Source organism: Pseudomonas izuensis (genome assembly GCF_002356535.2).
GTDB lineage: Bacteria > Pseudomonadota > Gammaproteobacteria > Pseudomonadales > Pseudomonadaceae > Aquipseudomonas > Aquipseudomonas izuensis.
Window position 1 is genome coordinate 2,477,791 of sequence record NZ_AP017423.2, and the last position, 15,321, is coordinate 2,493,111.

General features: G+C 61.3%; 15 protein-coding genes and 1 pseudogene. 3 read left to right on the forward strand and 13 right to left on the reverse strand.

Features of this window, described 5'->3' with window-relative positions; genetic code table 11:
• Positions 1-66 precede the first annotated feature (66 nt).
• From LAB08_RS11180 to LAB08_RS11190, 3 genes are all read right to left on the reverse strand, one after another.
• Complete coding sequence (locus LAB08_RS11180; protein WP_096512150.1) at positions 67-1,233, reverse strand: 2-aminoethylphosphonate--pyruvate transaminase; 1,167 nt, start codon at positions 1,231-1,233, stop codon at positions 67-69.
• Between the two features lie 500 nt (positions 1,234-1,733).
• Positions 1,734-3,125, reverse strand: a complete 1,392-nt coding sequence (locus LAB08_RS11185) for an FAD-dependent oxidoreductase (protein ID WP_096512149.1) — start codon at positions 3,123-3,125, stop codon at positions 1,734-1,736.
• Between the two features lie 46 nt (positions 3,126-3,171).
• Positions 3,172-3,522, reverse strand: a complete 351-nt coding sequence (locus tag LAB08_RS11190; protein ID WP_096512148.1) for a RidA family protein — start codon at positions 3,520-3,522, stop codon at positions 3,172-3,174.
• A 144-nt stretch (positions 3,523-3,666) separates the two neighbouring features.
• Between LAB08_RS11190 and LAB08_RS11195 the strand changes: the two genes are divergently transcribed.
• Positions 3,667-4,542 (forward strand): LysR substrate-binding domain-containing protein, encoded by an 876-nt coding sequence (locus LAB08_RS11195; protein ID WP_096512147.1) that lies wholly within the window; start codon positions 3,667-3,669, stop codon positions 4,540-4,542.
• A 276-nt stretch (positions 4,543-4,818) separates the two neighbouring features.
• On the opposite strand, the gene LAB08_RS11200 is transcribed toward LAB08_RS11195, so the two are convergent.
• From LAB08_RS11200 to LAB08_RS11215, 5 genes and pseudogenes are all read right to left on the reverse strand, one after another.
• Positions 4,819-5,379 (reverse strand): lipid-binding SYLF domain-containing protein, encoded by a 561-nt coding sequence (locus LAB08_RS11200; protein WP_096512146.1) that lies wholly within the window; start codon positions 5,377-5,379, stop codon positions 4,819-4,821.
• A 298-nt stretch (positions 5,380-5,677) separates the two neighbouring features.
• A complete protein-coding gene (locus tag LAB08_RS11205; RefSeq protein WP_096512145.1) occupies positions 5,678-7,417 on the reverse strand; it encodes a dipeptidase in 1,740 nt (579 codons plus the stop codon).
• Between the two features lie 191 nt (positions 7,418-7,608).
• Positions 7,609-7,911, reverse strand: a complete 303-nt coding sequence (locus tag LAB08_RS11210; protein ID WP_096512144.1) for a hypothetical protein — start codon at positions 7,909-7,911, stop codon at positions 7,609-7,611.
• A gap of 62 nt (positions 7,912-7,973) precedes the next feature.
• A pseudogene (locus LAB08_RS30320) lies at positions 7,974-8,051 on the reverse strand (arsenical resistance protein ArsH); the annotation flags it as partial.
• Between the two features lie 7 nt (positions 8,052-8,058).
• A complete protein-coding gene (locus tag LAB08_RS11215; protein WP_096512143.1) occupies positions 8,059-8,484 on the reverse strand; it encodes a hypothetical protein in 426 nt (141 codons plus the stop codon).
• Between the two features lie 146 nt (positions 8,485-8,630).
• Here LAB08_RS11215 and LAB08_RS11220 point away from each other — a divergent pair, with 146 nt between their 5' ends.
• Entirely contained in the window at positions 8,631-9,266 is a 636-nt protein-coding gene (locus LAB08_RS11220; RefSeq protein ID WP_096512142.1) for a TetR/AcrR family transcriptional regulator, read from the forward strand.
• 260 nt (positions 9,267-9,526) lie between these two features.
• Here the strand turns inward: LAB08_RS11220 and LAB08_RS11225 are convergent, their stop codons facing one another.
• Both LAB08_RS11225 and LAB08_RS11230 read right to left on the reverse strand, forming a co-directional pair.
• Positions 9,527-10,705, reverse strand: coding sequence for a GGDEF domain-containing protein (locus tag LAB08_RS11225; protein ID WP_096512141.1), 1,179 nt, complete (start codon positions 10,703-10,705; stop codon positions 9,527-9,529).
• A 248-nt stretch (positions 10,706-10,953) separates the two neighbouring features.
• Entirely contained in the window at positions 10,954-11,628 is a 675-nt protein-coding gene (locus LAB08_RS11230) for a class I SAM-dependent methyltransferase (protein WP_096515454.1), read from the reverse strand.
• Between the two features lie 111 nt (positions 11,629-11,739).
• Here LAB08_RS11230 and LAB08_RS11235 point away from each other — a divergent pair, with 111 nt between their 5' ends.
• Entirely contained in the window at positions 11,740-12,132 is a 393-nt protein-coding gene (locus tag LAB08_RS11235) for a GFA family protein (protein WP_096512140.1), read from the forward strand.
• A gap of 142 nt (positions 12,133-12,274) precedes the next feature.
• On the opposite strand, the gene LAB08_RS11240 is transcribed toward LAB08_RS11235, so the two are convergent.
• The 3 genes from LAB08_RS11240 to LAB08_RS11250 all read right to left on the reverse strand — a co-directional run bounded on the left by LAB08_RS11240 (position 12,275) and on the right by LAB08_RS11250 (position 15,312).
• A complete protein-coding gene (locus LAB08_RS11240; protein WP_096512139.1) occupies positions 12,275-13,453 on the reverse strand; it encodes a trans-sulfuration enzyme family protein in 1,179 nt (392 codons plus the stop codon).
• Positions 13,450-14,826: a pyridoxal-phosphate dependent enzyme gene (locus LAB08_RS11245; RefSeq protein WP_096515452.1), complete on the reverse strand. Its 1,377-nt coding sequence runs from the start codon at positions 14,824-14,826 to the stop codon at positions 13,450-13,452. Before LAB08_RS11245 ends, LAB08_RS11240 begins: the two co-directional genes overlap by 4 nt.
• A gap of 201 nt (positions 14,827-15,027) precedes the next feature.
• Positions 15,028-15,312 carry a hypothetical protein gene (locus LAB08_RS11250; protein ID WP_096512138.1) on the reverse strand — a complete coding sequence of 95 codons (285 nt, stop codon included), beginning with the start codon at positions 15,310-15,312 and terminating at the stop codon, positions 15,028-15,030.
• Between the last annotated feature and the right edge of the window lie 9 nt (positions 15,313-15,321).

The window sequence follows — 15,321 nt, forward strand, 5'->3', positions numbered from 1 at the left end:
TCCCTGTCCAAAGGTGCTACCCATTGCACCTGTGCTCGAATTGACGGGGACCTTGAAAGGGGGCGGTCAGTCAGGCGTTTTGCGCATGTCCACACCCATGGCAATGAGGCTGTCGGCGATGGCGCGTAGCAGTTGATGGACGACGTATTCGTCGATCTGTCCGATGCAGCCGATGCGGAAGCTTTCGGCCTGGGTCAACTTGCCCGGGTAGATGATGAATTGGCGGGTCTTGAGTTCATCGTAGAAACGCATGAACTGGAAATCCGGGTGTTCGGGGCAAAAGAACGTAGTGATGATCGGCGACAGCCAGCAGTCTTCCAGCAAGGTGCGGAATCCCAGCTCACGCATGCCGCTGACCAAAACGTCGCGGTTACGCGTATAACGCGCCAGCCGGCCTTGCACACCGCCTTCGTTCGCGTGCTGTTCGAGGGCTTTGTGAAAGGCCACCACGCTGTGGGTCGGCGGAGTGAAACGCCATTGGCCGGTGCGTTCCATGTAGACCCACTGCTCGTAGAGGTCGAGGGACAACGAATTGGCGCGCCCCTTGGCCGCTTCCAGGACCGAGCGACGGATGATCACGAAGCCAAAGCCGGGGATGCCTTCGATGCACTTGTTGGCCGAAGACACCAGCACGTCAAAGGCGATGTCATCGACGGTCACCGGTACGGCGCCGAAGGTGCTCATGGCGTCGATGATCAGACGCTTGCCGTGGGCCTTCACCACGTCGGCGATCGCGCGCAGCGGGTTGAGAATGCCGGAGCTGGTTTCGCAATGGACCAGAAACACGTGGGTCACATCCGGATTGGCCTTGAGCAGTGCGTCCACTTCATCCGGCTGCGGCGGCAGGTAGTCACCTTTGTCCAGCGTGATGAAGGCGCGACCAAGGTATTCCAGGGTCTTGGTGGCGCGCTGGCCGTAGGCGCCGTTCATCAGCACCAAGGCTTTGCCGTCACGGGGGATGGCAGTGGCCAGCGCCGCCTCCACCGAGTAGCTGCCGCTGCCTTGCAACGGTACACAGGCAAAACTGTCGTCTTGCACGCCGGCCATGTGCAACAGGTGCTGGCGAACCTCGGCGGTGACACGGTTGAAGGCTCCGTCCCATGAACCCCAGTCACGGAGCATGGCTTCCTTGGTGGCTTTCGAGGTGGTCAACGGCCCCGGGGTCAGCAGGTAGGGTTCACCCAGGGCTGGTGTGGCCAGCGGCAGGGGAGTCGGAAACTCAGCTTTGGTCATGATCTTCTCCGGCGGTTTTGTTTTTGTGGGGAGTGATGCACGGAGCGATAAAAACACTCGCTGAAAAATAACTGAAATCGATTTATCACATGTCACAAACAAGCTGAGCTTATAAATGTCCAGGCGATGATCCGCCCGGTTTTGTTGAAATGACAGGTCCTGCATTGCATATCAGCCAACATCAATTGTCGGATTTTCCCGTGGGCGAGCGAGTACGCACCCCTCACGCCGATGTCATCGCGCAACGAAAGGCCTTGAGATTAAGTAATTGAAGTTAAAGATTATTTTTTTGGCTGAGTGACCTTCCACGCACCTCCCGTCTCGAGAGGGTTTGTGGATGAGTCCTGAGGGGGGCGGCGTGGCTGAAATGACACGTGGCAACCGATTCCGAACGATCTGGTTCGTGTGCAAATCATGCGCTTTTAAAAAACCTGCCCGGTCGGCGCCGGGCAGGTTTTCTGTCGGCCAGCGAAAATTTTTTTGCCGGCAAGACGAAGCGGTTAGCCTTTATCCGTCTTGCCTGCCGCGGCGGCGAATTTTGCCAGGTGCACATCGAGTCGACTCGGGCGTCGATTGTGATCTTCGGCTCGTTCCTTGCGGCGAACGGCATTGCGCACCATCAGTGAACCCAGGTAGCGAATCGGCTCCGCAGGGAAGTAGCCGAGCGGGCCTTGCAGTAGCGGTGAGCGCGTCCAGGGATTGTCCAGTCCCAGCACCAGCGACGAGAGGATTTGCCCGCCCATATGACAGGGACCGACGCCACTGCCGGAGTAGCCGAAGCCATAGTAGATATTGCCCCTTGCGCCCATACGGCCGAAGAACGGCAACCCGGTGACCGAGCGATCGGACGGGCCGTTCCAGGTGGCGGCGATGCCGACATCGGCAAACTCCGGGAAGAACTCCCCCAGGGTGTTACGCAACAAGCCTTCATAGGGGGAGGGCTGGTCGAACACCGGCAGGATGCGCCCGCCGTAGGCGAAGGTATTACCTCCTTTGCCGAGCATGATCCGGCCGTCCGGGGTGTTGTGGTAGTAGTGCACGAAAATTCGCGAGTCGAGTACGGTGACCCCGCTGGTCAAGCCGATGCGCTTGAGCAAATCAGGTCGCGGCTCGGTGATGATCATGTCGCTGGAGACGATGGCCACTGTCCGCTCGAACGCTGGAAAGGCCCGCGCCATCCAGGCGTTGATCGCCAGCACCACGCGATCGGCGACGACTTGCCCACCCGGCGTGTCGACGGTGGCCGGCAGCCCTTGTTCCAGGCCGGTCATCGGCGAACCTTCGTAGATTCGCACGCCCAGTTCCAGCGCGACCCGACGCAGGCCGCGGACCAGCTTGCCCGGTTGCACACTGGCAGCCGCTGGCGAAAACCAGCCTTCGATGTGCCGGGTCGAACCCGCCATACGCTGCACGTCAGCCTGGGCGTATTTGGAAAACGAGTTGATGCCATTGCGCTCCAGCGCCGCGATCACCCCGTCAGTCGAACCCACCTGGGCGCGGTTGGTCGCGGTGTAGAGCGTGCCATCGAGACGGTAATCGGCATCCACCGCGTACTTTTCGCAAAAGTGGCCGATGGCGTAAATGCTCTGCTCCGATTCCTTGACCAGGCGTACCGCCTCTTCGACGCCGAACAAGCGCTCCAGGGTGAAGTACTTGGCCGACCAGGACAGCGCGCAACCGCCGTTTCGTCCGCTGGCGCCGGCACCGCAGATGTCGGCTTCGACGATGACCACGTCCAGTTCGGGGTTCTGTTCCTTGATCATGATCGCGGTCCACAAGCCGGTGTAACCGCCACCGACAATGCAGACGTCGGCGCGGGTGTCCTGCTGCAGTCGCGGACAGGGCATGTCGGGTTGGTCTTTCAGGGCCTGGTCGAGCCAGTAGGGTCGCATGGGGGGTATCTCCATTGATCGGTTCGAGGTAAAGGACTGGAAATGATCACGCGCACGCGGCGACCACGATCATTTCCACGCGCCAGGCGGGGTCGATCAACTGCGCCAGTGTGCAGGCACGGGTGGGCGCATGGCCTGCGGGAAAAAATTCATCCCAGACCCTGTTCAGCCCTTCGTAGTCCTCACGGTCGGCGAGCAGGATGCGCACCGACAGCACCCGCGTGCGGTCGCTGCCGGCACTGAGCAACAACTGCTCGATACCCGCGAGCACCTCACGGGTCTGCGCCTCGATATCGCCACTGAGGTCCGTGGCTACCTGGCCCCCGATGTAGAGGTGGTTGTCGTACCGGACCATGTCCGAACGGCGTTTAATCGCGGCAAAACGTTCAATTTCCATAGAGCACTCCAGGTCAATGCCAGCGGTGCCGCTGCTCAGGCAGCAGTCAGACGACTTGCGAAAACCATGCTTGCAGTTCATCTTTCATAAATAAAATCGATTTAACGAATGCATGAATAAGCTGAATCTATAGCAGGGTCTCCAATGTCGATTTCCCATACGCAACTCAAGGCGTTCCACGCCGTGGCCATGAATGGCAGCTTCACCCGGGCGGCCGAACAGCTCTGCCTGTCCCAGCCAGCGGTGTCCGACCAGGTGCGCAAACTCGAGGATTACTACGGGGTGATGGTGTTCTATCGCGACAAGCGGCTGGTGCGCCTGACGGAGGTGGGCGAGCAATTGTTCGGCTTGACCCAGCGGCTGTTCGACATCAGCGTCGATGCCCATGACATGCTCATGGACTACCGCACCCTGTCGACCGGGACCCTGAACCTCGCCGTGGATGCGCCGGTGCATGTATTGCCCTATGTCGCCCGCTTCTGCAGCCGTTACCCCGGCGTCGACGTGAAGATTGAAACGGCCAACACCGATGAGGTCCTGCAGCGGTTGTTCGGGCACCAGGCAGACATTGCCCTGTTGGGACGGCACATCGAGGACGAGCGCTTGCAGACGCTGCACCTGCGCAGTGACCCGATGCTCGCCTTCGTCGCCCATGACCATCCATGGGCGCAACGCACCTCCATTTCCCTCGCTGACCTGGACAACACGCCGCTGGTCTTGCGCGAACAAGGTTCTGTCACACGGCTGTCCCTGGAAGAGGAGATGGCGGCGGCGGGCTTGCGCATCCGCAAGGCGATCGAAGTGGAGGGGCGTGAGGCCGCGCGCGAAGCCGTGGCGATCGGCATGGGCGTCGGTGTGGTCTCGGCAGCCGAGTTGGGCTCTGATTCCCGGCTTCGAGGATTGCCGATCAGCGACTGCCAGCGCTGCTTCACTGAGACTCTGGTGTGCCTGCGGGCACAGAGCTCGCGGCGAATCTTGACGACCTTTTTCGACATCGTCAGGGAAGGGTTGGGAGCGTGAAGTTCATCGTTCAACCTTGGCCGTTTTCTGCCTTTCTCGGCGGGCTGAAACCGACCCATAGGAGACGTTCATACCTGAGATGGCAGATCACACATCCCATGCCTGCACACTACCGGCCGACCTGACAGGTAATTCTTGCGCATTCCCCTGCAGGAGCTGGCCAAGCCAGCCCCTGCAAGTCAGTGTGTTATCTGTAGTCGTATGCGGACTTTGGCTTTACTGACAGTCCGCCAAGGCCACACCCACGGCCTTGATTCAGCAACCAAATCACCGTTTTTAGCGCTTGATCAAGGAAATCTTGGTGCCTTCGATGCTGATCCCGGCCATCAACCCTTGCTGGTCGAAGATGAACGCGTAGGCGTCGTCTTTCAGCGTCGAGCTGGACAGGTTCTTCGCGACCCCTTCATCAACCACCACCACCGTTGGCCCTACGCCGATTTCCCAGCCCTTGGTTTCAGTGATGTATTTCACTGCTTTGTCGGTCATCAGGAACACCACATAGCCGTACGACTGGGCGCCTGCCTGCAGCCCCCATGAGCCGCTGACGGAGTTGTAGTAATTCTCGACTTTCGTGCCCTTCATCAATACGCCTTCGCCATAGCTGCCGCCGAAGACAAGGCCCGCCTTGATGATTTTCGGGAAGACCAGCACAGCCTTGGCCTGGTGCGAGATGGTTTCAGAGAAGGGATTGGTTTTGTAGAGCGTGTGCAACGCTTGCCGGGAGTCGGCATTCAGATCTTCGGCGGTGGCGGCACCTGCAGTGTTCAGGAGGCTTGCCGAGATCAATGATGCGGTTGCGAGGAAGATCGACAGGAAGAAGCGCATTGATTGAGTCATTTGCGTACTCCGATAAGGGAGCATGGGATGGGAGCAGCAGTCAGCACCTGCCTTGGACAGGGCCGAACCCACTGCACGTTATCCTTCGCACCCTAAAGTGTGTGAGCTGCAAGCGTCGTTCCTGAGTGGAGCAGACCCTGGGCCTTTGATCAGGCGCGATGCCATCATTTGTTGTGACCACAGTGCAAGGGCCAAGGTTCGTCGTCAGAGGTTACTTTTGACAGACTGCTGTATCGTCGACAGGGGGGCTCTGGCGAAACTGGAAGCGGACCCGTCAGAACGACGGGTCCTGAAGGGGTCAGAGTGTCGGCAACTGCCCGACGCGTCCCATCATCTCGGTCACGATTTGCAGGTCCAGCAGGAATTGCCCGGTGGTCTTGAACTCGTTGTCGTTATGGCCGGTGTACTTGACGTCGGGCATGGCCAGGCCGAATTGCACGCCGTTGGGCAGTTCATGAACCGACGTGGCGCCGGCGGAGGTGCCGAACTTGTGTTCCATGCCGAGGTTTTCGCTGGTCACGGCGAGCAGGGCCTTGACCCATTCACCCTCGGGGTTGCGGTACATCGGCTCGGCGATCGAATAATCGAACGTCGGTGCAATCCGGGTCTTTTTGCTCCAGGCCTCCAGCTTTGCTGCGATTTCGGATTTGAGCACTTCCGGGGATTTGCCCTTTGGCACACGCAGGTTGACCGCTAGTTTGAAGGCTTTGTCATCCATTCCGACATAGGTCAGGGAAGTGGTCAGCGGGCCCATGAATTCATCGGAAAAGCCGACCCCCAGTTTGCTGCCCAGGTAGTCCAGCCCCCAGTTGTCGGCGGCGTAGCGGGCGGCGTCGGTAAACGCGTTGTGCTTGAGCGCGACCTTGCCGTCGAGGCTATTGATGAAGTCCAGCATCCTGGCCACCGGGTTGACGCCGGACTCGGGCTCGGAGGAGTGGGCGGAAACGCCGGTGACCGTCAGTTTGACGTCCTTGCCGACGACCTTGGCGGTGACGTCGAAGTTACCGCCATTGTGCTGGGCATAATCGCTGCCGGCCTTTTGCAGGCGGGCGGCCAGTTCGGCGGGCTTGTCAGTCACTAGGGTAGCGACCGATGTCGACGGAATCTGGTTGGTGGCCAGGCCGCCGGTCATGGCGGTGATCTCGGCGCCCTTGCCTTGAGCGTTACGCCGGGCAAAGCGGGCCATGACGGTGCCGTAGCCTTTTTCGGCAATCACCACCGGGTAGCCGCCATCCAGCGCCAAGTTGTAGTCGGGCGTCGGGTTGCGCTCGAAGTAATAGGGAATGGCGTCGCCCGTGGTTTCCTCGGTGGTGTCGACCAGCAGCTTGAAATTGCGCGCCAGTGGCAACTTCTCTTCCTTGATGGTCTTCATGGCGTAGAGAGCTACCACGATGCCGTTCTTGTCATCCTCGGTGCCCCGGCCATACATGCGATCGCCGACCAGGGTGACCTTGAAGGGATCGAGTTTTGTGCCGTCCTGCAGCACCCAGTTCTCCGGCGTCACCGGCACCACATCGGCATGGGCGTGAATGCCCACGACTTCATCGCCCGCGCCTTCGAGGGAGATTTCATAGACGCGGTTGTCGATGTTGCGAAAGTTCAGGTCGAACGCCTGGGCAATGCCCTTGATCTTGTCGGCGATCTTGATGAATTCGGGATTCTCGTGCTGGGCCACGCCGTCCACGCGGACAGTCGGGATGGCCACCAGCTCACGCAAGGTTTCGGTGGCCGCGCTGCCGTATTTGACCCGGGCATAGAGGCCCAGCAGGCGATGGATGTCGTTTTGCTGCTCCGCCGAAAGCGTCTTGTTGTCGAGGAAAGCACGGATGGCCGGGCCGAGGTCGTCGGTCTTGGCGACATCGCTCTGGGCCAGGCGTCCCAGGAACTGTCTGAAATCCGTCACCGATGCATCACTGAACGTCTTGAGAATGATCGTGCTCTGTTGCGGGGTGATGTTGGCGTGGGCTGCGGTGGTGAACGACGAAAGGCTGGCTAGCACCAGGGTGGTCGCGGCCAGGTGCTTGAATGAAAAATCCATTGTGGGAGCATTCCTTTGCAGGCAGTTTGTGAGAAATATCTGATCGTTTGATCAGAAACATTTCCAAACTAACACCGCGAAGGCGTGAAGCGGGAGCCCCTGAAGCGGGATCTGTCGCACAGAAATGCAAAAGCGGCGCACAAACGAAAGTCCGGGGAAGCGGTGAACGACGATGTGAACGCGCTATTGCTCTATTGATTTTTGCACTCCGCCAGCACCACTTGGCAGGTATCGGGTGTGCCACCGGATCGACCGGCATAGCGTATGCAGTTGTTCATGGATTTCTGGCGAGCGATGTTCAAGGTAGCGCCCCAGGCCAGGCCACCCTCGCCGACAGACGGTAGCGCCTTTGCATAGCAGTTCGAGCCAGCGGTTGATTCTGCACGGCGAGCGCTGGCAGCTTTGTGCGCACATCCCGCCGTCAGCGCCAGGTTGATGGCGAGCAGGGAAGGGAGGACCCAGGACGGGCATGGGCGTGCTATCAATCGAGTCATCCCGTTTCCCCTGTATCAAGAGGCTGGAGGCGTGATTGCGCTGGCGTTCTACTCAGGTTAGATCAAATTGACCGCTGATTGACGCGCCGGGTCAGTTCTTCTGCCGACGCCTTGCGTTCCGGGCAGCGGTCAACCAGATCAGACGCGTTATGACAGGCGCGATTCGCGTGTCGCGCTGTTCAAGTACCCGGCCGTTACTCCGATGCGCGAATACACCAGCCACACAAACAGCAGCACACTGCCACCAACGAGGAGCGAGGCGATGGCAATCACCGGTTCGACTGACGGGAAGCCCTTGAGGCGCAGCGTCAGTGCGCCGAGCATCACCGGTACGCCAACGTTGTACGCCCAGAACTGTGCGGTGGCGGTGCGGCCTTCGGTGATTGTCGGGTGCACTGCGCCGATGAGTCCGAACAGTGCCATCGACACCCATCCCAACAGATTGATATGGGCATGTACCGCGAAAAGCGAGTGGTCGCCGGAAGCGCCCATCGCCACACCCAGCACCACGCCAATGGCAAAGTAGAGGACAGCGAGCCGAAACCAGGTCCGCGAACGGGGGTTGAGATTCATGGCATTCACCTCATGCGCCCTGAGGCGAGCTCAGTTGCTGAAGAAACGATATAACTCGTTAAGCCCGGCGCGACGGTTGTGTCGCGCCTGCCGTATGCCTATTATGAGACGCGTGTCTCATTACAAGACTGAGTATCATTTAATCCATGCCGACCCCGAAGTCAAGCCCGTCCAGACCGGACGGCGATTCGCCAGGCCGCGCCAATCAGAAGAGCCGAACGCGGCAGGCGCTTATCGAGGCAGCCGTCGCATTGCGCGACGAGGGCCATAATCCGACCGTTGCGCAAGTGGCCGAGCGCGCGATGGTGTCGCGGGCCACCGCGTATCGCTATTTTCCCTCACCCGAGGCGCTGATCAGCGAGACCGCGGCCGATCGCGACATGCAGCCGCTGGAGCGCATCTGGCGACCGGGGGACGATCCGGTCAAGGGTATTGGCCTGGCGGCTGACGCGTTGAACACACTCTTGATCGGCGACGAGATCGGCCTGCACGTGATGGAGCGTTCGTTCATGACGGTGTGGCTTGAAAACGAGTCCCACGAGACACCCCTGCGACCGGGGCGACGCATGAGCTACATCGAGCCGATTGTCGACTCGCTGAAGGACGTGCTCTCACCCGGGGCGTGCAAACGGCTGAAGCAGGCACTGTCGATCGTCATGGGCACCGAGGCGCTGATCGCTGTGCGCGATATTGGGGGGGCGAGCATCGAGGAATCTCTCGACGCTGCCGCCTGGGCGGCGCGGGCGCTCGTGCGCCAGGCGCTGGCGGAGGAGGAACTGTAGGCGCTGGCTTGTCGGGTTGCCGCATCGCAGCGAAGGCCACGGCACATGCAATGGAAGGGATGTCTGACCCACCGCTTTCGCGAGCAGGCCCGCTCTCACAGTGTTGAGCTTCAGCGAACGCCAATGTTGTGGTCGCCAGAAATCCCTTGTGGGAGCGAGCCTGCTCGCGAAGAGGGCGGCACCTCCAAAAGAGATGTCCTCAGACCCACCGCTTTCGCGAGCAAGCCCGTTCCCGCCCAACACCCACCACCAACAGCGAATCAACGGGCCCGCAAAGCTTCACCGCGCGCAAGGGTCCCATCGACCAGGCGGATACGGTTGCGTCCACCGCGTTTGGACTCGTAAAGCGCCACGTCGCCTTGCTCGATCAAGGCTGCCAGGCTGGCCGGCGGCTGGTCGAACAGGTTGGCGCCGATGCTCAGGGTCACTGCTTCGGGCGTGGCGAATGTCTGTGAGGCGGTGCCGTGAAACTGGTCACGCAGTGCGTTGCCCAGCGCCACGATTCGCTCGCTCGAGGCGTGACTGAGCAGGATGACAAACTCGTCACCGCCCAGCCGGGCGGCCAACGCGCCTTCGGGCACCACCGAACGGATCATCTCGCTCAGCGCCACCAGCAGTCGGTCGCCCGCAGTGTGGCCGTACAGGTCGTTGACCAGCTTGAAGTTGTCGATATCGATCAGCAGCAACGCGCCCGGTCGAGCGGTCGAGACTTCACCCAACAAACGCACGGCCCGCTGCTCCAGGGCTCGGCGGTTGTACAGGGCGGTCAACGGATCACGTTCGGCCAGATGTGCGATGCGTCTCTCCCGCTGGTAGCGCTCGGTTCCGGTCATCGACAGGGCGATCAACATGATCGCCATTACGCCTTCGACCAGAGATATCTGAATGATCTCGCCACGCAGGGAGGCCAGATCGATCAGGGTGCCCGGCACCACTGCCGTGATCGCCTTGACGAGATAGAACAGACCGTGGACCAGCAGCACATAACGCAGTTGTACCGCCCCCACGCTCAACGACTTGCCATGGGGACGCAGGAGCAGGCTGGCCCTGAACGACAACAGGGCAATCAGCAACGAATTGGCCAGCAACATGATCTTCGACCATGACGGTTCGTCCGGCAGTAACAGCAAGGCAAGCCAGGCGACGAAAATCAGGTACCAGGCACGAGACAGACGCGCCTGGGTGAAGCGGGCGACACCGAGCAGGAAAAACCAGTGGGCCATGACCAGCAGGCCGTTGGCGAACCAGATGCCGATCAGCAACAGGCCGCTCATGCGCAGCAAGGCGAGTGTGGAACCCACGGTAATCGTTGCAAAACCCGCGCTCCAGATCAGAAGCGAGGATTCACGAATGCTGCGCCACTCGACCGCCAGATACAGCGCGGCGGCCGCGGCGAGGGCGGTCGAGATTGCCAACATCGTGGGAGGGTCAAGCGCCATGTCTTTACTGCCTGTCGGGTTCGCGATGAAAAGGCAGGATTGTAAGCGTTTAAGCGGATTTTTCGCAGACTGTGTCGACCCTTTGCAGGCGCTGGCTTGTCGGAACGCCGCACCGCAGCGAAGGACCCAGGAGCGACATGGTTTGCCAATCCACACGCGTTATCGTTAGCGACCGTCGCTGGCAAGCCGGCTCTTACAGTCGACTGTATTTGCTTAACGCTGTCGAGGCGTTAAAGGGGTTGTAGTAATCATTCGTCGCAAGGCGTGGCCACCAGCAGCAGCGACTGCGGCACAGGGCTTTGCGGGTGCTGCGGCTCTCGCAGTTCGCTCAGCCGAAAGCCGCCCATGTCCAATGCATTGAGCCAACTGGACAAGGTACGGAAATACCACGGCATGGGTTGCCACTGCCCCTTGAACCCGGTGAAGGTCTCCTGGCGCCAGCCATCCTGATAGTCGCCCGCCGCCACGCTCCATGGATGCAGGGTCTGGATCACCAGCGCACCACCAGGGGAGAGCAGGGTTTTCATGGCAGCGAGCAACGGGATGATGTCCTGGTGCAGCAGGGCGAAGTTGGCACAGATCAGGTCGTAGTCACGGCCGATGTCCACTGTCGCGTCCACCAACGCTTCATAGCTCGCCAGATGCACCGGCGATGCGCCCGACGCCCGCGCCGCCTCGACCAGCGTCACATCGCCATCCACACCGACCGCCTCGATGGCCCGTTCCGCCAGCGCCCGCAACAGCCAGCCCTCGCCACAGCCCAGGTCGAGCACGCGCCGGGGCTGGCGACCCTGCACCGCCAGCAGGATGGCCTGGTCGGTGACCTTCTGGCGGCTTTCGATGCTGCCCGTGCGGATAGCTTCGATCCAGGCGTGAGCATTGTGGTGCCAGCTTTGCAGGAGGGTGGATTCGGGGGCGGGCATGTCGGTGACCGGTGTTGTGGGTTGGATCAAAGCATAGGCCAATGGCCTGATGTGGGCCTTCATCGAACTGCTATTTTTAAACCGACCTTTTGTTTGCAGAGGAGACGCAGAATGGACCGATTCACCGGCGGCTGCCTGTGCGGCGATGTTCGAATAGTGGCGTCGGGACGTCCCTACCGGGTCGGCCTTTGTCACTGTCTCGATTGCCGCAAACACCATGGGGCACTGTTTCACGCCTCCGCGATTTTCCCGGAGGATGCGGTCACCATCGACGGTGAAACCAGGGACTACGCCGGACGGTTCTTCTGTCCGCGCTGCGGTTCCTCCGTATTTGCCCGCACCGGCGATGAAGTCGAAGTGAACCTCGGATCCCTGGATGCACCTGACCAACTGATGCCCACCTACGAAAGCTGGACGGTTCGTCGGGAGTCCTGGCTGCCGGCGTTTCCACTGGCCAGACGTTACGCGCATGACCGAGAGGGGGCGGGGCGCTTTGAGGATTAGGGGGCGCCGTGGAGAACATGCGTACCTGTAGGAGCTGGCTTGTCGGGTCGCCGCATCGCAGCGAAGACGGCGGCACAGTCAACATCAATATCGACTGACAATACGCGTTCGCTGGCAAGCCAGCTCCTACAGTGCAGCCCCGTTAAATCCGCGCCAGTGCCTGAGCCAGGTCCGCCCGCAGGTCTTCGACATCCTCGACCCCCACGGACAACCGCACCAGCGCATCGCCGATACCCAATTGTGCGCGGGTGGCGGCGGGGATGGTGGCGTGGGTCATGATGGCCGGGTGTTCGATCAGGCTTTCCACGCCGCCCAGGCTCTCGGCCAGGGCGAAGATCTGCACGTTTTCCAGGAAGCGTTTCGAGCCGGCCAGGTCAGTGTTCAGGTCCAGGGAGATCATCCCGCCGAAGCCGCGCATTTGCTTGCGCGCCAGTTCGTGCTGCGGGTGCGAGGGCAGGCCGGGGTAGTAGACCCGTGCCACCTGCGGTTGCCGTTCCAGCCATTGCGCCAGTTCCAGTGCGTTGCTGCAGTGGCGTTCCATGCGCAGCGCCAGGGTCTTCACGCCCCGCAGGGTGAGAAAGGCATCGAACGGTCCGGCGATGGCCCCCACCGCGTTCTGCAGGAAGCCCAGGCGCTCGGCCAGTTCGGCGTTCTGCCCGACCACGGCGATGCCGCCGATCACGTCGGAGTGGCCATTGAGGTACTTGGTCGTCGAGTGCAGCACGATGTCGAAACCCAGCTCCAGCGGACGCTGAATCCAGGGGCTGGCAAAGGTGTTGTCGGCCACGCAGATGATGCCGCGGTCACGGCAGGTGCGGGCGATGGCGGCCAGGTCGGTGAGGCGCAGCAGGGGATTGCTCGGTGTCTCGACCATCACCATGCGCGTGTCGTCCTGCAACGCCGCTTCGAAGGCGCCCGGTACGGTCAGGTCGACATAGCTGAAACGGTGCCCGGCACTGCGTTGACGCACCTTGTCGAACAGGCGGAACGTCCCACCATACAAATCGTTGCCGGAGACAATGTGCGAGCCGGCATCGAGCAGTTCAAGTACGGCAGAGATCGTCGCCAGCCCGGAGGCGAAGGCGAAGCCTCGGGTGCCGCCTTCGAGATCCGCCACACAGCGTTCCAGTGCAAAACGTGTCGGGTTGTGCGACCGCCCGTAGTCGAAGCCTTTGTGCACGCCGGGACTGTCTTGCAGGTAGGTGGAGTTGGCATAGATCGGCGGCATCAGCGCCCCGGTGGTGGGGTCCGGCGTTTGTCCGGCGTGGATCACCCGGGTGGCGAAGCCACGTGGCGCGGCGTTTTTGTCGTGCTGAGTCATGCAAGGGTTCTCCGTAAGTGATTGAGCATGTCGACCCGGGTAATCAGGCCGTGGAAACCCGAGGCGTCGGCGATGATTGCCACCAGCCCGCGGTCGAGCACTTCTTGCAGTTGCGCCCGGCTGGCGTCGGGAGCCAGGGTTTGCAGTTTGTCGGTCATGGCGCTGGTCACGGTCATGCGAAAGTGCGCGTCACCGTTCTGAACGTTCAACAGAATGTCGGACTCATCGATCACCCCGACCAGTTGCTTGCCACCCACCAGCACCGGCAATTGCGAGACATCCGCCAGGCGCATGCGCTGGAACGCGGTGAGCAGGGTGTCATCCGGTCCCACGCTGATCACCCGGCCATCCTCGAAGCGCCGGGCGATAAGGTCGCGCAGGTCGCCGTAGTGTTTGCTCTGCAGCAGGCCCTGATCGGACATCCACTGATCGTTGTAGACCTTTGACAGGTAACGGGTGCCGGTGTCGCAGACGAAGCTGACCACCCGTTTCGGCTCGGTCTGTTCACGGCAATAACGCAGCGCCGCCGCGAGCAGGGTGCCGGTCGACGAACCGCCGAGGATGCCTTCGGCACGCAGCAGCTGACGGGCGTGATCGAAGCTTTCCTCGTCGCTGATCGAGTAGGCGTGGCGCACGCTCGACAGGTCGGCAATCGACGGAATGAAGTCTTCGCCAATGCCTTCCACGGCCCAGGAGCCGGGTGTGCCGAGGGTGCCGCTGCGGCTGTATTCGGCCATCACCGAACCGACGGGGTCGGCCAGGACCATTTCCAGGTCCGGCTGCACGCGATTAAAGAAGCGGGTCAGCCCGGTCAGGGTGCCGGCGGAACCGACGCCGACGACGATGGCATCAACATCATGTTGGGTCTGCGCCCAGATCTCGGGCGCCGTGCTGTATTCGTGGGCCAGCGGGTTGGCCGGGTTGTTGAACTGATCGGCGAAGAAGGCGTCGGGAATTTCCTCGGCCAGCCGCGCGGCAACGTCTTGATAGTAGTCGGGGTGACCCTTGCCGACATCGGAGCGGGTGATGTGCACTTCGGCGCCCATCGCCTTGAGGTGCAGCACCTTCTCGGTGGACATCTTGTCCGGCACCACCAGTACCACCCGGTAACCCTTGGCACGGCCGACCAGAGCCAGGCCAAGGCCGGTATTGCCGGCGGTGGCTTCGACGATGGTGCCACCGGGTTTGAGGCGGCCATCACGCTCGGCGGCATCGATCATCGCCAGTCCGATGCGGTCCTTGATCGAACCGCCGGGATTTTGTGATTCGAGCTTGAGAAACAGGGTACAGGGACCGGTATCGAAACGGCTGACACGCACCAGCGGCGTGTTGCCGATGAGTTCGAGCACGGCAGGGCGGGAGTCGTTCGGCATGGCGTCACCTCGCTGCATGGATCCTCGATGGATGGCCAGCGATCGGCGGCGAGTCATCGCGCCGATCGCGGCAATGCTTCGTCTGGACCATAGGCCCGGATCGTCATACGCGCAACCGGCCGGGCGAAGGTACCCCCGACATTGGGGAAATTCCCTGTGATTGGTTGGCTTTATGGGGAGTGTTGCCGGTGAACGACGTGCCTAGAGCGTGGCCGCGATCATCAGCAGATTGACCTGTTGCATCAGCTCGGTGACCGTCGCCAGGCTCCCGGTTTGCAGGGTCGCCATGATCAATACCTGGTTCGACGTGAGGGCCAGCGCTGCGAGGGGCTGGATGGGCGGCATGTTCCTTTGCGCCAGGCCAATGGCCGTGAAAGTGGCCGCCAAGGCCCGCGCCGCCGCGGCGGCCACACAGACCGTCACCATGACGATCACGATGGCTGCGAGCACAGCCATCCATACCGCCAGCGTTGTTTCCCCCGCCATGAGTACCTC